The sequence below is a fragment of the Paenibacillus sp. BSR1-1 genome (assembly GCF_030403775.1).
Lineage (GTDB): Bacteria > Bacillota > Bacilli > Bacillales > Cytobacillaceae > Neobacillus.
Window position 1 is genome coordinate 1 of record NZ_JAQMWQ010000023.1, and the last position, 21,586, is coordinate 21,586.

General features: G+C 41.0%; 19 protein-coding genes. 14 read left to right on the plus strand and 5 right to left on the minus strand.

What is annotated here, in order from left to right; all coding sequences use genetic code 11:
* Window positions 1–799 precede the first annotated feature (799 nt).
* Window positions 800–2,170 carry a sigma-54 interaction domain-containing protein gene (locus tag PH210_RS23480; RefSeq protein ID WP_289988808.1) on the minus strand — a complete coding sequence of 457 codons (1,371 nt, stop codon included), beginning with the start codon at window positions 2,168–2,170 and terminating at the stop codon, window positions 800–802.
* 329 nt (window positions 2,171–2,499) lie between these two features.
* Between PH210_RS23480 and PH210_RS23485 the strand changes: the two genes are divergently transcribed.
* From PH210_RS23485 to pdxR, 11 genes are all read left to right on the plus strand, one after another.
* Window positions 2,500–3,549, plus strand: a complete 1,050-nt coding sequence (locus tag PH210_RS23485; protein WP_289988809.1) for an aromatic ring-hydroxylating oxygenase subunit alpha — start codon at window positions 2,500–2,502, stop codon at window positions 3,547–3,549.
* Window positions 3,550–3,594: 45 nt separating this feature from the next.
* The gene (locus PH210_RS23490) at window positions 3,595–5,268 is read left to right on the plus strand and encodes a thiamine pyrophosphate-binding protein (RefSeq protein ID WP_289988810.1); all 1,674 of its coding nucleotides are present in this window, start codon (window positions 3,595–3,597) and stop codon (window positions 5,266–5,268) included.
* 80 nt (window positions 5,269–5,348) lie between these two features.
* The gene (locus tag PH210_RS23495) at window positions 5,349–6,797 is read left to right on the plus strand and encodes an aldehyde dehydrogenase family protein (RefSeq protein WP_289988888.1); all 1,449 of its coding nucleotides are present in this window, start codon (window positions 5,349–5,351) and stop codon (window positions 6,795–6,797) included.
* Between the two features lie 40 nt (window positions 6,798–6,837).
* Window positions 6,838–8,013 (plus strand): Glu/Leu/Phe/Val family dehydrogenase, encoded by a 1,176-nt coding sequence (locus PH210_RS23500; protein WP_289988811.1) that lies wholly within the window; start codon window positions 6,838–6,840, stop codon window positions 8,011–8,013.
* Between the two features lie 38 nt (window positions 8,014–8,051).
* Window positions 8,052–9,476 carry an amino acid permease gene (locus PH210_RS23505; protein ID WP_289988812.1) on the plus strand — a complete coding sequence of 475 codons (1,425 nt, stop codon included), beginning with the start codon at window positions 8,052–8,054 and terminating at the stop codon, window positions 9,474–9,476.
* A 127-nt stretch (window positions 9,477–9,603) separates the two neighbouring features.
* Window positions 9,604–11,046: an aldehyde dehydrogenase family protein gene (locus PH210_RS23510; protein ID WP_289988813.1), complete on the plus strand. Its 1,443-nt coding sequence runs from the start codon at window positions 9,604–9,606 to the stop codon at window positions 11,044–11,046.
* A 37-nt stretch (window positions 11,047–11,083) separates the two neighbouring features.
* Window positions 11,084–12,298 carry an L-2-hydroxyglutarate dehydrogenase gene (gene lhgD / locus PH210_RS23515; RefSeq protein WP_289988889.1) on the plus strand — a complete coding sequence of 405 codons (1,215 nt, stop codon included), beginning with the start codon at window positions 11,084–11,086 and terminating at the stop codon, window positions 12,296–12,298.
* Between the two features lie 27 nt (window positions 12,299–12,325).
* The gene (locus PH210_RS23520) at window positions 12,326–12,661 is read left to right on the plus strand and encodes a DUF3870 domain-containing protein (protein ID WP_289988814.1); all 336 of its coding nucleotides are present in this window, start codon (window positions 12,326–12,328) and stop codon (window positions 12,659–12,661) included.
* A 320-nt stretch (window positions 12,662–12,981) separates the two neighbouring features.
* Entirely contained in the window at window positions 12,982–13,920 is a 939-nt protein-coding gene (gene glaH, locus PH210_RS23525) for a glutarate dioxygenase GlaH (RefSeq protein ID WP_289988815.1), read from the plus strand.
* 432 nt (window positions 13,921–14,352) lie between these two features.
* Window positions 14,353–14,694 carry a DUF805 domain-containing protein gene (locus PH210_RS23530; protein WP_289988816.1) on the plus strand — a complete coding sequence of 114 codons (342 nt, stop codon included), beginning with the start codon at window positions 14,353–14,355 and terminating at the stop codon, window positions 14,692–14,694.
* A gap of 287 nt (window positions 14,695–14,981) precedes the next feature.
* A complete protein-coding gene (gene pdxR / locus PH210_RS23535; RefSeq protein WP_289988817.1) occupies window positions 14,982–16,418 on the plus strand; it encodes a MocR-like pyridoxine biosynthesis transcription factor PdxR in 1,437 nt (478 codons plus the stop codon).
* A gap of 186 nt (window positions 16,419–16,604) precedes the next feature.
* On the opposite strand, the gene PH210_RS23540 is transcribed toward pdxR, so the two are convergent.
* Complete coding sequence (locus PH210_RS23540; RefSeq protein ID WP_027322326.1) at window positions 16,605–16,805, minus strand: cold-shock protein; 201 nt, start codon at window positions 16,803–16,805, stop codon at window positions 16,605–16,607.
* Between the two features lie 345 nt (window positions 16,806–17,150).
* Here PH210_RS23540 and PH210_RS23545 point away from each other — a divergent pair, with 345 nt between their 5' ends.
* Together PH210_RS23545 and PH210_RS23550 are read left to right on the plus strand one after the other, a co-directional pair.
* Window positions 17,151–17,444, plus strand: a complete 294-nt coding sequence (locus PH210_RS23545; RefSeq protein WP_289988818.1) for a hypothetical protein — start codon at window positions 17,151–17,153, stop codon at window positions 17,442–17,444.
* Complete coding sequence (locus PH210_RS23550) at window positions 17,401–17,733, plus strand: hypothetical protein (RefSeq protein ID WP_289988819.1); 333 nt, start codon at window positions 17,401–17,403, stop codon at window positions 17,731–17,733. The genes PH210_RS23545 and PH210_RS23550 overlap by 44 nt, the downstream gene beginning before the upstream one ends.
* A 70-nt stretch (window positions 17,734–17,803) precedes the next feature.
* Here PH210_RS23550 and PH210_RS23555 read toward each other — a convergent pair whose 3' ends face one another.
* A complete protein-coding gene (locus PH210_RS23555; protein WP_289988820.1) occupies window positions 17,804–18,238 on the minus strand; it encodes a YfmQ family protein in 435 nt (144 codons plus the stop codon).
* A gap of 355 nt (window positions 18,239–18,593) precedes the next feature.
* On the minus strand, window positions 18,594–19,373 hold the full coding sequence (locus tag PH210_RS23560) for an alpha/beta fold hydrolase (protein WP_289988821.1): 780 nt from the start codon (window positions 19,371–19,373) through the stop codon (window positions 18,594–18,596).
* A 431-nt stretch (window positions 19,374–19,804) separates the two neighbouring features.
* Between PH210_RS23560 and PH210_RS23565 the strand changes: the two genes are divergently transcribed.
* Window positions 19,805–21,016, plus strand: coding sequence for an MFS transporter (locus PH210_RS23565; protein ID WP_289988822.1), 1,212 nt, complete (start codon window positions 19,805–19,807; stop codon window positions 21,014–21,016).
* Window positions 21,017–21,168: 152 nt separating this feature from the next.
* Here PH210_RS23565 and PH210_RS23570 read toward each other — a convergent pair whose 3' ends face one another.
* Window positions 21,169–21,579: a GNAT family N-acetyltransferase gene (locus PH210_RS23570; protein ID WP_289988823.1), complete on the minus strand. Its 411-nt coding sequence runs from the start codon at window positions 21,577–21,579 to the stop codon at window positions 21,169–21,171.
* Between the last annotated feature and the right edge of the window lie 7 nt (window positions 21,580–21,586).

The window sequence follows — 21,586 nt, forward strand, 5'->3', positions numbered from 1 at the left end:
GATTCTTTTAAAAGGTCTAAATCTAGGTTAAACTGTAAGTGAGTCATTTTAATCCTCTTTTCATTGTTTATCGTCGCTGAAAACAGTGTTGCCCAGAGTGAATAAAATGACTCTTTGTTTTTACACAATTATATGGACTTTATCCGGAATTCCGGTTGAAGATCGCGGAATCTGCATTTTAATCGAAAATATCGGTCGCTTTTTTGGATTTATCGTTCACATTTAAAATATATCGGTTAGTTTTCCGGACGTATCGGTCACTTTGCTGAATATATCGGTCAGTTTTTAAAAAGCCAGGCGGCGAGCCTGGCTAGGTAACTGTTTTGTAAAAGAGGTTGGCCGGTTTTGCGGAAATAATAGAGTAATCCGCGGAATTCTAGTTGGATTCGGCGGAATTCTGGTCCAGATTCGCGGAATTAAATCAAAATTTCGCGGAATTCCGGTCCAAGTTCGCGGAAATAGCTTCTTTTTCAAAAACTAAAAACATTTATCGACCACTTATAAAATTGATCGATCTCTTTCTAAAAAGCCAGGCGGGGAGCCTGGCCAAGGCAACTGTTTTGTAAAAGAGGTTGGCCGGTTTTGCGGAAATAATCGAATAATCCGCGGAAATCTAGTTCGATTCGGCGGAATTCTGCTCCAGATTCGCGGAATCAAATCAAAATACCGCGGAATGCCGGCTCAAGTTTGCGGAATTCTAGTTCGTATTTGGATAAGGAATCATGTCAAAAGAAAGAAGCCCTCGTGTGAAGGGCTTCTTTTATCAACTGGGCTTTCTGTCACATGAGTAGATTAGTGCTCAATCCACAGGCAAGCCCTGACAATACTCTCTAATCAATTTGGCCGCATACGTTTGGCTGATTTGCAAATCCTTGGCGACACGCCTAGAGCTTTTATTCAGCTTATAAGATTTACGAACCATCTCTTTTTTTGCTAATTCAATCGCTTCATGAAGGGAAGCGGGGGCACTGTTTTCAATTTGCTGCAGTCCATGGTTATAAATGCCTTCGGGCAGGTCATCGATACCGATGACCTCATCGCTTACAATAACAAGCTTTTCAATCAGGTTTTCTAATTGCCTGATGTTTCCGGGCCAAGGATAATGGGTAAGCCATTCGAGGCAATCCTTGGAAATTAATTTGTTCATACCATGGATTCGATTAAATTTGTATAGGAATTTATAAATGAGCGGGACGATATCTTCCTGCCTTTCGCGAAGCGGAGGCATCTTGATATCAACGACGTTCAGCCTATAATATAAATCTTCTCTAAACATTTTATTTTCTACCATTTTGTTTAAATCTTTATTGGTTGCAGCAATGATTCGGATATCCACTTTCTTTTCTTTATTCCCGCCAATAGGAATGAATTTTTTCTCCTGAATGACTTGCAGGATTTTAACCTGAAGAGGCAAAGGCATGTCCCCTATTTCATCAAGAAACAGAGTACCCCCATCCACACTTTCAAGTATCCCCTTTTTTCCGGAACGGCTTGCATTGGTGAAAGATCCAGGAGTATAGCCAAAGAGCTCGGATTCTATTAAATCAGGAGGGATGGCAGCACAATTGACGGTTAAAAAAGGTCCGTTCTTTCGACTGCCGTTTTCGTGAATATATTGGGCCAAAATACTTTTACCTGTTCCGGACTCACCAAGAATCAATAAAGTAGAGTGCGCAGCCGCCACCTTCTTGGCAAATTTCAGTACATCTTTCATCTTTTCATTATTGGTCATGATGCTGCCAAAGGGATCATCCATTTCTTTTCTGTGATTTGAATCCTTTTCTCTTACCTTCAGCATGTTGTAGCTCTGCAGTTCCCTTGCGGTTGTTACAATCAATTCTACTTCCTTATTATCATTTAAAATAGGGACGGCGGAAGTAAGAAGCTCTGCACCGAGGATTGTGGTTTGTTTCATTAAAATTGGCTCTTTTTTTTCCAAAATATCAGGGAAAATGGAGGGGTACCAATAGCCTTCGTTCACTAATTCCAAGCTTACTTTTCCTAAAACGTTTTCCTTATTTAAACCATAATGCTTCTTACAGGCATCATTTACATAAATAATTTTCGTATCCTTATTCAGTACAAAAATTTCATCAGAAGAATAATCCAAAATTTTAATAAGCGTTTCCAAATTTAACTCTAAATCGGTTGAAATATTGGATAATGTCATGATTGACCTCCCGAAAACATCATGTGAGTGTGATTGAACTCATCCTGAGCGCAATAGTGTTCAGAAAAATAAACTGCCAGGTGATTCTCTTGTAAGTGTGACTTATATCACTTTACACCTTATAATAGTCTAAATATTTTGAACTGTAAACGAGTGGGGCAAGACGCTTAGATTAGAAGCCTTGAACGCATATAAACTCAATTTCAATTTTGAAATCTTCTAAAACCCCAATAATGATGAACAAAGACAGTTGGCATGGAATTTGCACTATATATTTTATGAAAACAAAACTTTAAGGGATTTGAATGTTAGAATGGGGGAATGGCAAAATGAAAGAGTTACAAACCAATTATGCCTTGGAGCACACGATTCCGTACGATTATTATGTGAACCCGCAAATATTTGAAGAGGAAAAGAAGAAAATCTTCCAATCTAGCTGGATCTTTGCAGGACATATGAGTCAAGTGGAGAAAGCAGGGGATTTCTTCACTTTTGATATAGCCGATCAGCCGATCATCATTAGCAAGGATAGAAACAATGAATTGAATGCCTTTTACAATATCTGTCCACATAGAGGGACGATAGTTGAAAAAAGTGAGTGCGGAAATAAAAAGGTTTTTACATGTACGTATCACGGCTGGACCTTCCATTTAAACGGAAAATTGAATAAAGCGCCCAACTTTAATACGAATGAATTAGGAAACCATAGCTGTATGACGAAAGTGAAACTTGAAGTATTTCAGTCTATGATCTTTATCAATTTGAATCCAGATGCAGGACCAATGGCAGAAACCTATGGGGATTTCATGGCCAGTTTGGAAAAATACACATTCCTAGAATCATTGAAAAAGATTCGTGTTACACAAAGAGTCATAGACGCTAACTGGAAAGCGGTTGTTGATAACTATTTGGAGTGCGACCACTGCAAGATTGCACACCCTGAGTTTTCAAAAACCTTTGATATGAAAAATTACCATATCGATTTACATGACAATTTCTCGTGTCAATATTCAGAATTAACTAACAAATCAAAAGAAGATCAAGGAGATCACGCCAATTTTTATTGGGTTTGGCCAAATTTGATGGTGAGCATCTATCCTGGGAAAGAGGGAAATATGACGACAAGCCAAATTTTACCGCTGGCCGCTGATAAAACGCTGGCCATCTATAGCTACTACTTTAAATCAGACGAAATTAGTAAAGAGCAGGAAGAGCTGATTCGCTTTGTGGATCAGGTAAGAGAAGAGGATTTCGACCTTGTGGAGTTATTACAGAAAGGTTTCCACACGAATGCCTTCAAGTACGGGGTTTATTCTCCGACTGAGTATGCCATGAAATATTTCCACGATCTTTATGAAAGCGCCATCAATGGCCAGTGAAGATAAGCTTCTAAGAAATATGATTAGATATGGGAGGACACTACAATGAACTATCAAACAGAATTCACGGTTGCAGATGCAATTGTAAAAGAGCTTGTACAAGCAGAGGTGGAAGTAGTATACGGCATCGTCAGTATTCATAATTTGCCGATTTATGATGCGATGCTGCGTGAAGGAAGCATCCGTATGGTCACTGCCCGCGGTGAAAGTGGAGCAGTCAACATGGCCGATGCCTATGCACGTGCTACAGGGAAATTGGGCGTGGTTTTAACAAGTACAGGTGCTGGAGCAGGGAACGGCGCAGGGGCATTAACGGAAACATGGAACTCAGGAACGCCATTATTGCACATTACCGGTGAGGCTGATTCCAATTATATTGGAACAGATCAACGTTACATTCACGAAGCTAAGGATCAGCTGAAAATGATGGACGGTGCAAACAAATCAGCCTATTTGTTGAAGCGGCCGAAGCAAATCACACCGTTTATTAGGAAAGCGATTAATGAGGCACTGACTGTTCCTACAGGTCCGGTAACGATTTCCATTCCAACGAATTTTCAGGCGCAGATCATTCCGAATAATCAATTGATTGAAGTGGAAACCGTTCAAGATCCAAAAGTGAAAATAAACATTCCGGCTGATATTGGGGAAAAAATCGCCGCAGCAAAAAGACCGGTCATCTGGGCCGGACATGGAGTGATTGCTTCAGGGGCGTCAGAGGAACTCCAAACGTTAGTAGATAATATACAGCCTGCTGTCATTACAAGCGAGTCCGGTAAAGGGGCCATCCCTGAAAATCATCCGCTTTGCATCGGAAACTTTGCGGCTACATCACAAGTGAAGGAACTACTGGAAAAGTCGGATCTTCTCATTAGTATTGGGGTCCGGTTCCGGGGCGGGGAAACCTATAACTGGACACTTCCGGTGCCTGAAAATCATATCAATATCGATTTGAATCCAAATGCCTTTAACCGCAACTTTGATACATTGTATACACTGGTCGGAGACGCCAAGGCAGTTTTACAAGAGATGAACAGTATTTTGGCAAATAAGGACCTCCAACCTGATCCAGCTTATGTGGATGAAGTGAAGTCTGCCCGTCAAGGTGTTCGTGAAGACCTTCGCAGTCAAATTGGTCCATATGGTGAAGTGGCGGATATCATGCGTGAACTGCTGCCCGACAATACAGTCCTGGTAACGGACGTAACCATCCCTGGATACACTTGGGGGAATAAATTGTTCGACATTTACGAACCAAGGAATTACCTCTACATGACCGGTGGTGGAATCGGTCAAGGCTTGCCCATGGCCATTGGCGCCCAAATCGGTCAGCCTGATAAGAAGGTTGTTCTGATTGCGGGTGACGGTGGATTTATGGTGAACTCTAATGAGATGATCACCGCGATTCAGGAAGATGCGCCTATTATTATCCTATTATTCGATGATGGCGGTTACGGGATCTTAAGATACTACCAAGAAGCAGCATATGGCAGACGTACATCCGTTGACTTGAAAAACCCGGATTTCGTCATGATGGCAAAATCAATGGGCTTCGAATCTGAGAAAGTACGCTCGGTCAATGAATTTAAAGAAGGATTAGCAAATGCAGTCAAAAGCAATAAACCTTATATGGTTGTAGTAGATGTTGAGGCAGTAGGAGTATTGGAATACAAAGATTCGGATGAATATATTGCATCATTCCGTCCAAACCACAGATAATTTCCTAACTTCAGCCATTGATAGACTATAAGCCTACTGATAGGGGGAACAAAGCTTTGGTAATAGAATTGAAACATTATATGAACGGGAATTGGATTGAATCTAGTAATCCAGAAAATATGGATATTATTAATCCTGCCACACAGGAAGTCATTGCCAGGGCTCCGTTAGGAACAAAAGAAGAAACGAGCGAAGCTATTAAAATAGCAAAGAAAACATTTGAAAGCGCTGTATGGTCTGGTCAATCACCGCAGGAGCGGGCGGCCGTTTTACTTCAGATTGCTGATAAATTGCAGGAAAACATAGATGTGTTAACGGATCTAGAAGTTCAGAACAACGGAAAGACGAGAAGAGAAGCACAGTCGGATGCAGAGGAAGCCGCTTCTACCTTCCGTTATTATGCTGGTCTGCTTACGATGCCTAATGGCCAATCATATGAAGCTTCCGGGGATATGCAGACATTAATCGTGAAGGAACCAATGGGTGTTGCCGGATTGATTGTTCCATGGAATTTTCCCTTATTGATGAGTGTTTGGAAGATTGCACCGGCGTTGGCAGCAGGTAATAGCATTCTACTAAAGCCGGCGGAAATTACGCCGATGACAGCGGTAAAATTGTTTGAGCTTATAGATGAGACCGATTTGCCAAAAGGAGCAGCTAATCTCATTATGGGAATCGGATCAGTAGTGGGCCAGACGATTGCTGAAAGTAATGATGTAGATATTGTTTCCTTTACTGGAAGTACAGAGGTCGGCCGTCGGATTATGCAGTCGGCAGCAGGTAATTTGAAAAAAGTGTCCCTAGAGTTAGGAGGGAAATCTCCGAACATTATCTTTGAAGATGCGGATTTGGAAACAGCCGTTGATTATGCCCTATTTGGCATTTTTCTGGGCTCAGGGCAAGTTTGTTCTTCGGGGAGCCGTCTTCTTGTCCAAGAGGGAATCTATGATACCTTTGTCGAGAAATTTGTAGAAAAGGCAAAGGGGATTAGGGTTGGTCCCGGAAATGATGAACATTCCCAAATGGGTGCCATTGTCGGCGAAAAACATTTTAAAAGTATACTAGACTACATTCGGATTGGGAAAGAAGAAGGAGCGAACCTTGTTCTTGGGGGTAATCGAATAGAGAAAGAGGGTCTGGATAGGGGATTTTTCATCGAACCTACCGTCTTTACGCATGTAACAAGCGATATGCGGATTGTCAGAGAAGAAATCTTTGGTCCCGTTGTTGCCATTCAGAAGTTCAGAGATGAAGAAGAGGCTGTCAGGATTGCCAATGACACAGACTTTGGACTTGCAGGGGCGGTTTTCTCTACAGATCATAACAAGGCAATGCGAGTCATCAAAAAGGTCCGTGCCGGTATTACATGGGTGAACGCTTACCATCTCACGAATATTCAAGCGCCATGGGGGGGCTATAAACAAAGCGGCATCGGCAGAAGCCTTAGTACGTACGGATTGGACGAATATCAAGAAACGAAACAGATTAACATTCATTTGGAGCCAAAGCCAATAGGCTGGTTTGAATAGGGACATACCGTGAAGGGATAATTCTTTGGGAGGGATTGGATTGACTAAACCATATTTAGTTGTTGAGTGGAATGATACGGAAACGGATGCACAGGGGTGGCTTGTTATTCATAATTTCGTGAAGGGATATACAGGCGGCGGTACGAGAATGCATCCGACCGTAACAAAAGAAGAGGTGGAAAGATTAGCCCATGCAATGGCATATAAGTATGTAGCTAGTGACAGCGGAACGACCGGTGGATGTAAAGCGGGAATTAAGTATGATTACAAAGCTCCAGATGCTTATGCCGTCTTAAGAAGATTTTTAATTGCCGTGATGCCTTATATTGATAACGGCGTATCTTTAGGAAGTGATCTTGGTACAAAGTATGAAGATGTCCTCCAAATCTTTAACGAATTCGGCATTGATATCCCTCTAACAAAATCCATGAAACAAGATCCTGCGATTCTTCAAGGGATTAAGGATTTTGATGGACTGATGAAGACAAGAATGGATGGATTGCTTTTAAATGATGCTGTTACAGGATATGGAGTTGCCTTTTCAGCAGATGAAGCTTGGAAGTTTAAGAATGGCAAGGACGGAGCGAAGGTTGTCATCCAAGGCTTCGGCTGTGTAGGAGCAAGCTGCGCTTTAAAACTATCTCAATTAGGTTATAAAATCGTCGGCATTTCAGATGCGAACTTGTTAGTCACATGTGAAGAAGGATTGGATATTCAAACCCTTATTGACCATAAGAATGTCTATGGCGAAATGGATACCCATTATTTTGAACCGAACTATACAGTAAGGCCAAACTCAGACTGGCTGGATGTAGATTGCGATATTCTCATCCCGTGTGCGTTAGAGGACGTTATTAACCAGTCTAATGCAGATACGGTAAAAGCCAGCTTGATTGTGGAAGCAGCTAATATCCCAATCTCTTCCGAAGGAGATGAAATCATCAAACAAAGAGGAATTGACATCGTCAATGATTTTGTTGCGAACCTAGGGGCCATCAGATTTTATGACGCTGTGATTTTTGGACTGGTCAAACCAGACCCGCAGGCTGTGATGGATGATATTGAAAAGCTATGCCGAAAAAATACGATGCAGCTATTTTCAGAAGCGAAGAAACAAAACAGGTATCAGCGAGATGTTGCGTATGAAATTTTTAAACCAGAAGTCAGTGATTTATTAGAGTTTGCTGATCCGTCTGAAAAAGCCGCAGTCAGATAAACAGTTTCTTTTGGCAGAGAAAATAAAGGGGGAATTGGATGAATCCAGAACAGGGAAGTCAACCAAAAGAATTAAAACGTTCAATGAAAAGCAGACATTTATTTATGCTTTCTATAGGTGGGGTCATTGGTACTGGTCTTTTCCTAGGGTCCGGGTATGCGATTGGTCAGGCGGGACCTATGGGAGCGATCACGGCCTATTTATTCGGCGGTTTACTTATGTACATGGTCATGGTTTGTCTTGGAGAGCTATCGGTAGTGATGCCAGTATCCGGTTCTTTTCAGGCCCATGCGGAGCGCTTTATCGGTCCTGCTTCTGGGTTTATGATTGGCTGGACTTATTGGTTAAGCTGGGCCATCTATGTAGGTCTAGAATTTATCGCGGCCGGTTTGCTCATGGCCAGGTGGTTTCCTGATGTACCTGTATGGGTGTGGTGTGCTGTTTTCACCTTGATATTATTCGGTATAAACGCTTTGACAACAAGAAGCTTTGCCGAGATGGAATATTGGTTCTCTGCCATAAAAATATTGGCTGTACTCTTTTTTATCGTGGTTGGAGGGGCTGCGATATTCGGAGTGGTTTCGATCAAGGGGCAATCGGCTCCATTCCTTTCAAATTTTATTGGTGATGGATTATTTCCAAAAGGATTCATCGGTATATTTATATCAATCATGACAGTCGTCTATTCTTTTATGGGGTCGGAAATCATGGGGGTTGCAGCAGGAGAGACAGAGGAACCCGAAAAGAGTATCCCAAAAGCAATCCGGAGTATCATCGTCCGTATTTTACTTTTCTATGTGCTGGCAACTTTTGTTTTATCAGCCATTGTTCCATGGAAAAAAGCAGGTGTACTGGAAAGCCCGTTTGTAACAGTATTCGATATGATTGGTATTCCTTATGCGGCGGATATTATGAACTTCGTTATTTTAACGGCTATTCTTTCCGTTGGGAACACAGGTTTATTTGCTTGTACGAGAATTCTGTTTTCTCTTTCCCAAAGCGGGCAGGCCCCCCGTGTGTTCGGAAAGATAAACAAACGTGGTGTGCCTATGAATGCCTTGCTTGTTACACTCGTCTTTGCCTTACTATCTTTGCTTACTAGTGTCATAGCAGAGGAAACATTATTTGTGGTGCTGCTGGCTATCAGCGGTGTTGGAGGGGTCGTTACCTGGATGGCAATCGCTCTAGCACAGTATAAATTCCGCAAACAGTATATTGCGGATGGAGGAAGCTTGAAGGATTTAAAATTTAAAGTACCTTTCTTTCCTCTCCTTCCAATTTTGTGCCTCATCATGTGCGCAGGGATCGTTGTGTTTACCGCATTCGACGCAGCCCAGCGGACATCACTGTATATAGGATTTGGCTTTGTTGCCGCTTGTTATGTTTTTTACTATTTTAAATTTACTAGAAAGAAAATAGATGAAACGGTCTTATCAAATGAACAGCCTGATAAGGTAGTATAATAGACCTTAAATTATCAGAAGGTTCAAACAACGGATGTTAGTGTGAAAGGTGATGCTGATATTAGTAATCCAGCATGAAAGAAAAGGTGAAAAAGAGAATAATCGATGATTTTAGGAGGATTTATAGATGCGTCATTTAAATTACATTAACGGACAATGGAAAGAGCCGTCTACAAAAGAATATAAAGAAAATCTAAGTCCACATAACAGTGAAAGCTTAGGGGAATTCCCATCCAGTGCCGCAGCTGATGTACACGACGCAGCAGCTGCCGCAAAGAATGCCTTTCCAGCTTGGAAAAAGCTCTCCATTCAACAAAGGGCAGCCTATTTACAAAAGGCAGCGGCTTTTTTGAAAGAAAACATAGAGGAAATAGGACGGGATTTAATTAAGGAAGAGGGAAAAGCATTTTCGGAAGGGATGGGGGAGGCGAATCGCGCAGTAAGCATCCTCGAGTATTTTGCAGCTGAAGCACGTCAGCCGCTTGGAGATGTCATACCGTCTGCAAATGAGAATACATTTTTATATACGACTCGTACACCCTTAGGTCCTGTTGGATTAATTACACCATGGAATTTTCCTATTGCCATCCCAGTATGGAAGATGGCTCCAGCTCTTATCTATGGAAATACAGTGGTGATTAAGCCTGCTGATTTAACACCGAAATCTGTCTATTATGTCATGAAAGCTTTTGATGAAGCAGGTCTGCCAGCAGGTGTCCTAAATTGTGTGTTTGGAAGAGGGTCTGTTATTGGGAATGAATTGGTGAAACATCCAGATATAAAAGCCATTTCTTTCACCGGTTCGAACCAAGTAGGACGGCAGATTCAAAAACAGGCTGTAGAACACGGGAAAAAGGTACAGATGGAAATGGGCGGGAAGAATCCGCTTGTTGTTCTAAATGATGCAGATCTTGATAGAGCAGTTGAAATAGCTGTAGGCGGAGCCTTTAAATCTACCGGTCAAAAATGTACAGCAACGAGTCGTGTGATTGTCCAAGAAGGGATTTACGAGTCATTTCGCGACCTGCTGGTAAAGCGGACGAAGGAATTAACCATTGGTAATCCGCTTCGTGAAGGAACCTATATTGGGCCCGCCGTATCAAAAGCACAGCTTGATGGTGTGCTCGAATTGATCGAAGCAGGGAAATCAGAAGCAACACTGCTTTGCGGTGGAGGGATTCCGGAAGAGGAAGAATTAAAAAATGGTTTTTATGTAAAACCAACAATCTTTGAAAATGTGCCTCGTCACGCGCGAATTGCCCGTGAAGAAATTTTTGGTCCAGTTCTTTCATTATTTAAAGTCAAAGATTACGAAGAAGCAGTGGAAATGGCAAATGATACGGAATTTGGTCTTAGCGCAGCCATCTGCACCAACAACCTGACATTGGCCCGCCGTTTTGTTGAAGACGCGGAAGTAGGACTTGTACATGTTAACTCGGAAACTTCAGGAGCAGAACCACAAATGCCTTTTGGCGGAGTTAAAAATTCCAGTTCTGGAAGCCGCGAGCAGGGTAAAGCGGCTATTGAGTTTTATACAGAAGTGAAGACTGTTTATATGGATCCAATGTAATTCATACTATTAAATCGGAGAGGGGGGCCTATTGAAAATGTATGATTTTGCAATAGTGGGCGGAGGAATTGTGGGTTTATCAACAGGGATGGCCATTTATGAGCGTTTTCCCAATGCAAAGGTAGTTGTCATTGAGAAGGAATCCGGTGTTGCGGAACACCAAACCGGACATAATAGCGGCGTGATTCATTCAGGCATTTATTATAAACCCGGTAGTTTCAAAGCTCGGTTTGCCCGCCAAGGAAGTAAATCGATGACGGAATTCTGCCAAACACATGGAATAGACCATGATATTTGCGGAAAAGTAATCGTTGCAACGAAACAAGAGGAATTACCGCTCCTGGAGAATTTATATAAACGAGGGCTGGAAAATGAATTAGCCATTCATAGAATCGGTCCTGATGAATTAAAGGAAATTGAACCGCATGTTAATGGATTAGGCGCTATCCGTGTTCCGATGGCCGGCATCGTAAATTACAGACAAGTGAGTGAAAAGTTCGCCGAGCTAATCCGAGAGAGTGGCGGAGAAATTCATCTAAATACAAAAGTGGAGAAAATACATGAGGAATCGGATCAAGTAATCATTGAAACGAATCGCGGAACATTAAAAGCTGGAATGGTCATTAACTGTGCTGGGCTTCACAGCGATCGTGTAGCTTTAGCAACAGGATATAAAACAGATATGAAGATTTTGCCTTTTAGAGGCGAGTATTACAAATTAAAACCTGAAAAGCGCTATCTAGTAAAAAATTTAATTTATCCGGTGCCAAACCCAAAGTTCCCGTTTCTGGGGGTCCATTTTACCCGAATGATCAGCGGTGAAGTCGATGCAGGACCAAATGCTGTGCTTAGCTTTAAACGGGAAGGATACAGAAAGACAGATTTTAATGCAAAGGATTTAATAGAATCATTAAGCTTTCCTGGATTATGGAAAATGGCAGGGAAGTTTGCGAGAGAGGGGCTGGATGAATATATTCGCTCCTTCAGTAAGAAACAATTTACAAAGAGCCTTCAGGAACTGATTCCTGAAATCCAAGAAGATGATTTAATCCCTGCACCTGCTGGAGTCCGTGCTCAGGCATTAAGGAGCGATGGAAATATGGTGGATGACTTCCATATCATTCAAGGAAAACGAACGATCCATGTATGCAATGCGCCATCTCCGGCCGCAACGGCCTCCATCGAAATCGGAAAAGAAGTTGTGAATAGAATACCAGAACAAACCAACTTAAAAGTAGCTACATTCGTTTAAATCATTCTTTCGAGAGGAAGGCCCAATATGCTAAATGGAAAAACAATTTTTCTAGCAGGCCACGCCCGTCTGCCGCAAGGAATGGCAGCAAAAAGTGTCTTCGATACGTTAACAATTACGGCTGAGGTAGATATTAAATATGGTGTAATTCTAGAGGCATCTTGTACCCTAGCAACCGAACAGGGGCGCGACTTTATTGGCCGTATATTAAGGGGCATAAGTTTAAAAGATAGTGTGGAAGATGCGATCGAAGAAATTGAAACCTACTACCGAGGCAAGGCAACAAATGCTATTGTTGCAGCATTAAAGGATTTGGGCCTACATTTCCATCAAATAAGAACAGAAGAAATACAGAAGGTATAATCATTCTTATAAAATAACTAATTGACAATCTATAACATACAAATTATTCTAATAATAGAAAATATTTCTAATACTTCCGCCTTCTGATATAACACCCCTTTCAGAACCGTGGATAGATTATAAATACTTGGAAACAGGAAATATGAATAACAATTAACTGCTAATTCATTGTGACTCTATTTACCATAGAGCTGTGAAGTGAATAAAGCCAGTTGTACATGGAGTACCTGCTTTTTTAGGGAACTTTGTGCAGCTGGCTTTTTATATTCCCTGGTTTCCATATTTTTACCTAATCTTACACAAAACTGGAGGAATGAAAAATGGCAATCGTAGTAAAACAAAGAGGAAAATTTGAAACGAAAACAAAAATGTATGAAGTGAGCGTTCATCCACAAACAGACCGTCTATACCACATCCGACTTTCGAAAGAGGCAATTCAAGGGTTTTTAAATGCAGTCAAAGCGGAAAACTATTCGGTCCAGCATTTAGAATATACACCATATGCTCGTCTTATTGTCGCTTCCATGTTATTAGATCAGGTCGGTGAAGAATTCGGCGAGTTATTGCGAAACATCGTGCATGACCGTGAATCAGGCGGGTTTACAGTTGGTTTGGATGGTGTTACGAAGGATACAGATGAATACGTTATTTTCTCCACTGCGATTTCTTATTTGTTAGGTTCATCCAACTTTGATTCAATGTCCGGTAAATATTACGCACGCTTTTCGGTCAAACATACCGATAACAGTGACTCCTATCTTCGTCAGGCCTATCGCTTATTCACTCTTCATACAGATGGGACCTTTGTCGATGAGCCAACCGATTGGCTGTTAATGATGAAAATGATCGAGGAAAATGCCCGGGGCGGTGAATCCCGATTATTACACCTTGATGATTGGAAAGACCTTGATAAGTTTGTAAATCATCCATTAGCTAACCATAAGTTTACTTACAAAGCACCATCTAGTAAAAATGTAGATCAAGAAATCCAGCGCTTAACCTTCTTCAATTACAACAATAAGCCCGGTGCATGTTTCATCGACCAATTTGTTTGTCCTGAAACCATTGAAGAAGCTAAATACCTTCGTGACCTCTCACATTCATTGGAAACCGATGAGAGTGTTACTGAACTCGAACTTCCAGTCGGCGATTTAGTTGTTGTTAACAATATATTCTGGCTTCATGGCCGTGCAGCCTTTGAAGTAAATCCTAACCTGAACCGCGAATTACTTCGACAGCGCGGACGTTTTAATCAATAATCGAAGTCCTAAAGAGAACAAATTCATTTGGATTTGTTCTTTTTTTGTTGGGGGTGAACTAATGTGGGGGATACGCCTTGCGGAAATAATAGAGTAATTCGCGGAATTCTGGTTCAGATCGGCGGAATTCTTGTCTAGATTCGCGGAATCAAATCAAAATTCTGCGGAATTCCATTCAATGTTCGCGGAATCTGAAGCTTGATCAAAATATATCGGTCACTTTTCAAGATTTATCAGTCACTTTGCTGAACATATCAGTCACTTCCTAAAAAGCCAGGCGTCCAGCCTGGCCAGGAAACTTGCCTTCGCCAGCTTTAGACAATATCTCTCATAAAATATCAATATTCTCTAACATAATATTCTTCTAACCTGATATACTTAATATGTAATTATTAATATTTGTGGGAATTAATTCCAAGGGGGTTAATTGGAATGGAATGGTTTTTGAAAGTAGTCAAGAATTATGCTGGCTTCGAAGGAAGAGCACGCCGTAAGGAATATTGGATGTTTATTCTTTTCTATCTCATCTTTGACGTTATACTTGCGGTTATAGAAAATGTCCTTGGCCTTAATAATATTTTAACGGGACTCTATGGTTTGGCTTTATTGCTGCCATCGTTAGCTGTTACAGCCCGCAGGCTTCATGATACTGGAAGAAGCGGTTGGATGCAGTTGATTGGGCTCATTCCGTTAGTCGGCTGGATTATTATGCTTGTCTTCTTATGCCAAGACAGCCAAGGCGACAATCGATTTGGTGAAAATCCTAAATATTAAGTTTGTCGGAACAAACCGCCTATCCATGATCAGGCGGTTTTTCTTTTGCCATAATCCCTTTGTGCGATTCGCTGATAAATGCCCCAGATTCGCTGATAAATTGGAAAATCCGCTGATAAATCCTCAGATTCGCTGATAAACCTGCTAAATCCGCTGATAAATCCGATAACTCCGCAAATAGAAGTTAACTTGGACCTAGATGGCTTTTAGTTTGCATCTACACTGAATAATTAAACAAAAAAGTATACAATATTTATAAAAAGACCTAACCAAAAAGGATGTAGCAAATGGATTGGAAACCGGACCGAGAATCAAAGATACCCATTTATAAACAACTTGCGATGTATATTGAGAACGGGATTGCTGATGGGACTTTTCCGCATGACAAGCCCTTGCCTTCTGAAAGAGGTTTGGCGAAAGAACTTGGTGTAAACAGAAGCACCGTCGTTGCGGCCTATGATGAACTGGAATCCAATGGCCTCATCGATCGGAATCGAGGCAGTGGAACAACCGTCAGCAAAGATATTTGGGGAATGGCCAAAAAACGGATTCCTAGCTGGAACCGGTATATTGAGGCTGGGTCGTTTCTGCCGAATGTGCCTGTCACGCAAAGAATCCATAAAGAAATGGCAGACCATAAACTCATCAATTTGGCCAGTGGGGAATTGTCTGAGGACCTGTTTCCGCTCACCTCACTAAGAGAGATTACGGCCAACCGCTCCTTTATCGGAACCTTGGGTTATGACCATCCGCAGGGAAGCTTGATCCTCCGGCAGACCCTTACGAATCATGTGAAGCAGTTTCGCGGCATCGAAACCCATCCATCTAAGATCTTAATGACATCGGGAGCACAGCAGGCCTTGCATCTGGTCGTTCAATGTTTATTAAAACCAGGCGACGCGGTGGCAATTGAAAATCCGTCTTATCACTACAATCTGCCTGTATTTAAATCAGCAGGCATTAAAACCTATTTTTTAAAAGGAGACAAGGACGGAGTAAACCCAGATGACATCACCACTTTATATAAAAAGCATAGAATTCGAATGATTTTTTTGAATCCTATTTTTCAAAATCCAACAGGATCGCTCATGCCCTTGGAACGGAGAAAAAGGATCCTTGAATTATCCTCTGAATATGGGATTCCGGTCGTGGAGGACGATCCGTACAGCCTAACCTCTTTCTCGGGAGAAAAAATTCAAACGCTCAAATCATTGGACCAGCATGGGAATGTTCTCTATATAAGCTCCCTGACAAAAATAGTGGCATCAGGTTTGCGAATCGGCTGGATCATCGGACCCAAGGCGGTAATCGAAAGGCTGGCAGATGCCAAACACCAGGTCGACTTCGGACATGCCAGCTACTCTCAATGGATTGCCAATGATTTTTTAGAATCAAAGGAGTTTGAATCGCACATCCAGCATTTGGTGAAGCAGTTAGAAAGTCGGAGAGATCAAATGGTTGCGAGCCTTCACTCCTTTTTAAAAAATAAGGTCGAATTTCATATCCCAGAGGGCGGCATTCATTTGTGGTGCAGGATCAAAAAAGAGTTTAATGAAACCCAGTTGTTAGAGGAATCGATTAAAAGGGGAGTCATTTATGTTCCTGGAACAACCATGGGGACGGAGAAGGGATTCGCCCGGTTTACTTTTGCGAGGGAAAAAGAAGATTTGATTAATGAAGGAATTAAGAGGTTTGCGGATGCTCTAACGGTTGTTTCAACCTAAATATGTATTCACCTCAAATTTCAACTTGCTGAAATTAGGACATTCTCTAATTGTATGGTACACTTGGTTTACCATTTGATTTACTGTTTTTTAATGTTCCCTGCTCATTTGTGAGTAGGGATTTTTTTTTGTTTTTTATAAAAATAAAAAAGCCTCTAAATTTTAGAGGCTTTTTCTATATTTATATTATGCTTTACGAACGTTAGCTGCTTGTGCACCACGTTGACCTTGTTCAACGTCGAAAGTCACTTCTTGACCTTCTTCTAATGTTTTGTAGCCTTCGCCTTGGATAGCTGAGAAATGAACGAATACGTCTTCTCCACCTTCACGCTCGATGAATCCGAATCCTTTTTCGCCGTTAAACCATTTTACTTTACCTTTTTCCATTTTTGTTGCCTCCTAGTGTGTTCGTACACACATTGTATTACTATCCTTGCTCTCAGTGATCTTCAAGACGAAAGTCGCTTTCTTTACACCGGACAAAAATAATTCCTCTTTATAATAGCACTATTCAAAAGCATTCGCAAGGGGACGACCGGCTATGGTCACCAAAAGAGGCAAGATATCCCAATAAAATAGTGGAGGATATTGTCCATATACCTTTGTAGTGAATGCTTTTTCCGATTGCAATCATAGTCATTTAAAGGAAAAAAGAACCTTTTCCATTTATTTATTTTCTTAGTTCCAAAATCACTTTTTGCTCATAATCTTAAGAATAAGGAGTGAAATGTAATGAAACAGGAACAGTTTGATACCGAAACGCTTAAGCTCATAAAAAATAGACTTGATTATATTATCTACATTTCTAAAAGGTACAACAGTGATAACCCTGAATTAATGGATACTATTGAAAGCTTGGCTTCAGTGGCAAACATGTTTGCAAGAATAAAATTAGAGGAATTAACCGGCAAACCAGAAACGACGAGCCCACAAGGTTACATCGTTAGCAGGCTGGGAAATTCATACTCAAGAATGAAAGAGTATGAAAAACAAAAAGATGAAGAGTTTCCAGGCTGGAAGCTCTGATAAAGGTGACAGTTTATATAACTGTTGCCTTTTTTTGATTTGGATTAAGACTATAGGTGTCCTGCTTCTCGGTTCCTCGTATATGAATCCAAGTTACTTTGAGCCTGTAATGGTATCAGGATTTGGTGTATTGTTTATTGGCTTATTGTTAAGTTTTGGAGCTATGTTTAAAAAAGAAAAAGGAAAAATAAAGTTTTTTGCCGCTGCGGCATTTTTCCTCTTGAGTTTTATTATTACTTGGAATGACCCATTCCAAATTATAAGAATAGTAACTTGGATTAAGAATTAATAGAGCCATATCAACAAAAAATGGACCCGCTCAAATGTCAGGAGCAGGTCCATTTTTGTTTGCAAAGATTTTAAGATACATCCCCAGTTAGCAACAGAGATCGTTTTTGAAGATAATCAGAAAACAGACTGTACGCGATAACCTTTTTCTTAGACTGCTTGACTACATCAACATGATCGTCGTAGGTGTAAACAAATAACTTGCCGCTCTTAGTATCAATAACCAAAGGAGTATCCGCATTCTCTGGATTCAAATACAAATCTTCGGTACCAGGATAGATATATTGCTGCTTCATAAATATAGCTTCATTAAAAGAATGGATAATTTGAGTTTTGTCTTCATCCTCTATGTTATATCCATCAAAGGTTATGGTTACATCCGCCGCGCTAAGCTTTGAATGAATTTGAAATTTGCTCATAAGCCAGTTCACAACACCGCTGGGAAGACAGGTCATCAAAATTTTAACAAGACTTATAAGAATAATCGAAACCACTGCCCATGTCATACTTATCATCTCCGTTAAGTCAACCAAATGTAAATCCCTAATGAAACTAAAGCGATAAAAATAATAACCACATATATTAACGTTAAATTAGTCGTATTCCTTTTGGTTGAACCCCTATAATTTTCGTCAGGCTTCTTCGTAAGTATTAGAGTTGAGAACACTGAAAAAATTAAGATCAATATGACCAAACCAAACATTATTTTCATACTGCACCTCTTATGAATGTTATAAATTAATAACAATTATATAATAACGCAACCGGAGTGTTTAATAACCATCCAATTCACCTAAAAATTAGCCATCCACTTTCTACAAGCAAAATAAAAAAGCTGCACCAATGGCAGCTGAATCTTTATCAAACAAATTGTGCCAAAACCTGATTAAACCGATCACGCTCTTCCCAGAAAGGGCCATGGCCACTATACTGAAACCGGACAAGCTGGGAATTCCTTATCTTCTGATCCATTTCCTGTGCTTGTGCGAACGGAATCACTTTATCATGAACACCGTGAATAATTAAGGTGGGTGCACTTATTTTAGGAAGATCTTCAAAAAGCGTCTCATCTCTTAATAGAACAACCACTGCCGCCGTCGACCAGCCAGCCGCCTGCATTCCCATTTGAAAAAACCAGTCTGAGAATCTTGGTGTTATATACTGAAAGAAAAAGCTATCAGTCACTTCCTGCATCATCTTCGGACGGTCGTTTAAGGTTTCCTTGAGAAATTTATCGGCCGTTTCCTTTGTAAAGCCTGTTGGAGCAGCAGCGTCAACAAGGACGAGCTTGGACACCCCGTAACCGTTGTGGCGGGTCATATAGCGAATCGCGATCGCTCCCCCTGTAGAATGGCCAACCAGTGTGAAATTTTGCAATTGCAATGTACCAACAACCGCACGAATATCATCTGCCAGTCTGTTAAAAGTGTAACCACTGATGGGTTTATCCGATTTCCCGAAGCCCCTCCAATCAATCCCAATACAGCGGTAGCCCATTGCAGGAAGAACATCAAACTGATATTCAAACTGTTTGTGGGAGAGCGGCCAGCCATGGATAAAGACGATGGTCTTGCTGCCGCTGGGATTAATATCTTCAACATATAAATTCACACCCGGTTCAACCGTAACAAAGTATCCCATCCCGATTCCTCCATATTGTTTTAAGCATAAGATATTCATTTTGGCGAATATGGGTGAGTACCTATATTTGTTGTTATGAGTGTATCCGCCAGTAAGCAGCTTGCATGCGACAGTTAAAACAGGTTATCCGCCAATTGGGAGTAGCTATGCGACAATTAAAAGAGGTTATCCGACAATAAGGAGCTGCTATGCGACAGTTAAAAGAGATTATCCGCCAATTAAAGAGTGGTCGATATCTATAAAAAGATGTATCCCTTCTAAAAAAACGAAGTATAATTTAAGAAAGAAAATTTGACTCAATGACGATAAAACGAGTGGTCCCCCTAAGTTTTTATCTAATTGCCTCTTTGAAAAGGAGCTACGATACATGTTGAGAAATCCAATCTAAATTCCCCCTCATTTTAAAAAAAATTTAAAAATGGGGGATTATCTTGAAACGTAATCGTGATTTTCTTTTCCTCATGGTTGGCCAGTCACTCTCCAATGTTGGGGATGTGTTATATGTGGTCGCTGTGATTAGCTTTATTTTTGAAATAACCAAATCTGCCGCAGCCTCGGCCATCGTGCCGTTTACCATTACCTTCGCCATGTTTATTTCAAGCATCCTGACACCAATTCTGATTGGAAGGGTGAATCTGAAAAAGCTGTTGGTCGGTTCACAAATAGGGAAAACGGTCATTTTGTTTGGCTTAAGTGCTTTTATGATGAGCGGCTTAGCCTTAACCAATTATTATTTTGTTTTTTTCATGATAGCGGGAATTGCACTCCTGGACGGCTGTGCCAATCCCATTAGGCAGACGTTAATTCCTTATTATGTGGAAAAAGAACATCTTATCAAGGCGAACGGAATAGTGGAAACCATTACACAATCGATTCAGATCGGTACTTGGTTCTTTGGCAGTCTGTTATTGATTGTGTTTAGTCCCAATCAACTAATCTTGGTTGTGGCTTTGTTATTTGTTTTATCCAGCTTTATTTTAGCTTTATTGAAAAATGTAAACCACAAAGCGGAACGGCAAGAAAGGATGCGGGATTTAATTACACAAGGATGGCAGACCATTCGTGTAACGCCTGTTTTAAAAACGCTGGCGAAAATGGAGTTCATGGAAACGGTGGCGAACTCCGTTTGGATTGCAGCCATCTTAATTGTCTATGTTAAGCAGGCATTGAATACACAGGAGCAGTGGTGGGGATTCATTAACAGTGCCTTTTTCATCGGATTGGTTTTGGGAAGTTTGCTGTGTGTTAAGTTTCCTCGGTTTTTAGAACGAAATCAGTATCGATTTATTACGGTTGGCATTGTATTGAACTGTTTTTTCACGATTCTCTTCAGTTTAACCAGTGTTCCTTTGGTCGCTTTGTTGCTATCGGCTTTGATTGGCGTTTTTGGGCAGTTGAAAAATATTCCGCAGCAAACCATCATCCAAACGAGTATTCCGAAAGAGCAATTGGCCACGGTGTATACGTCATTTGGCACCATTTCAACAGGTACCTTCGGTGTTGGCTCCTTGATCATGGGGCTTATATCCGATTACTTAGGAGTGCGGAGTGTATTTGCGATTTCGGGAGGGCTGCTCGCGGTGGTTTTTGTGATTGTGGTAAAAGATAGACGGATTTTAAAAGGGAGTACACAGCGCGGATAAGCGAGAAGAGAGGAATTGCGGCGGCAATTCCTCTTTCTTATTTTTTAAAAACATGATTCGTTGATAAAAGTCTAAAATCCGCTGATAAAAGTTGAAAATCCGCTGATAAACTGTTAAGTCCATCAATTTTTTGCCCTTTAAAAAGCGGAAACCTACCTCTTTCGAAGAATTTTAAACCCATTTTCTATTTTCTCAAAACCAATTTTAGGATAGTACTCCATAGCAACAGGGGAGGCCAGTAAGATTAGAGTTGCTTCTTCTCCGATTTGTTCCTGTACTAATCGGACCAGTTCCTTACCAATCCCCGTTTTTTGATACGCTTTGTCCACCGCTAAGTCAGATAAATAGCAGGAGTAGCTGAAATCCGTCAGCGCCCTGGCAATTCCAACTATTTTTTCATTTGCCGAGGCTGTAATGATGATATCGGCATGTTCAATCATCCGCTGCAGTCGTTGCAAGTCATCAGAAGGGCGGTTAATTCCTGAAGCTTTAAAAACTGCTGACATATCTTCAGGGCTGATTTCTGAGTTAATTTTGTAAGTGATTTGAAAAGTATTTTCCATAAGTCGC

Bases quoted from the DNA above. Each gene is read 5' to 3' on its own strand.
- PH210_RS23480 (WP_289988808.1), bottom strand. From the start codon at position 2,170: ATGACATTATCCAATATTTCAACCGATTTAGAGTTAAATTTGGAAACG.
- PH210_RS23485 (WP_289988809.1), top strand. From the start codon at position 2,500: ATGAAAGAGTTACAAACCAATTATGCCTTGGAGCACACGATTCCGTAC.
- PH210_RS23490 (WP_289988810.1), top strand. From the start codon at position 3,595: ATGAACTATCAAACAGAATTCACGGTTGCAGATGCAATTGTAAAAGAG.
- PH210_RS23495 (WP_289988888.1), top strand. From the start codon at position 5,349: ATGAACGGGAATTGGATTGAATCTAGTAATCCAGAAAATATGGATATT.
- PH210_RS23505 (WP_289988812.1), top strand. From the start codon at position 8,052: ATGAATCCAGAACAGGGAAGTCAACCAAAAGAATTAAAACGTTCAATG.
- PH210_RS23510 (WP_289988813.1), top strand. From the start codon at position 9,604: ATGCGTCATTTAAATTACATTAACGGACAATGGAAAGAGCCGTCTACA.
- lhgD (WP_289988889.1), top strand. From the start codon at position 11,084: ATGTATGATTTTGCAATAGTGGGCGGAGGAATTGTGGGTTTATCAACA.
- PH210_RS23520 (WP_289988814.1), top strand. From the start codon at position 12,326: ATGCTAAATGGAAAAACAATTTTTCTAGCAGGCCACGCCCGTCTGCCG.
- glaH (WP_289988815.1), top strand. From the start codon at position 12,982: ATGGCAATCGTAGTAAAACAAAGAGGAAAATTTGAAACGAAAACAAAA.
- PH210_RS23530 (WP_289988816.1), top strand. From the start codon at position 14,353: ATGGAATGGTTTTTGAAAGTAGTCAAGAATTATGCTGGCTTCGAAGGA.
- pdxR (WP_289988817.1), top strand. From the start codon at position 14,982: ATGGATTGGAAACCGGACCGAGAATCAAAGATACCCATTTATAAACAA.
- PH210_RS23540 (WP_027322326.1), bottom strand. From the start codon at position 16,805: ATGGAAAAAGGTAAAGTAAAATGGTTTAACGGCGAAAAAGGATTCGGA.
- PH210_RS23545 (WP_289988818.1), top strand. From the start codon at position 17,151: ATGAAACAGGAACAGTTTGATACCGAAACGCTTAAGCTCATAAAAAAT.
- PH210_RS23550 (WP_289988819.1), top strand. From the start codon at position 17,401: ATGAAAAACAAAAAGATGAAGAGTTTCCAGGCTGGAAGCTCTGATAAA.
- PH210_RS23555 (WP_289988820.1), bottom strand. From the start codon at position 18,238: ATGACATGGGCAGTGGTTTCGATTATTCTTATAAGTCTTGTTAAAATT.
- PH210_RS23560 (WP_289988821.1), bottom strand. From the start codon at position 19,373: ATGGGATACTTTGTTACGGTTGAACCGGGTGTGAATTTATATGTTGAA.
- PH210_RS23570 (WP_289988823.1), bottom strand. From the start codon at position 21,579: ATGGAAAATACTTTTCAAATCACTTACAAAATTAACTCAGAAATCAGC.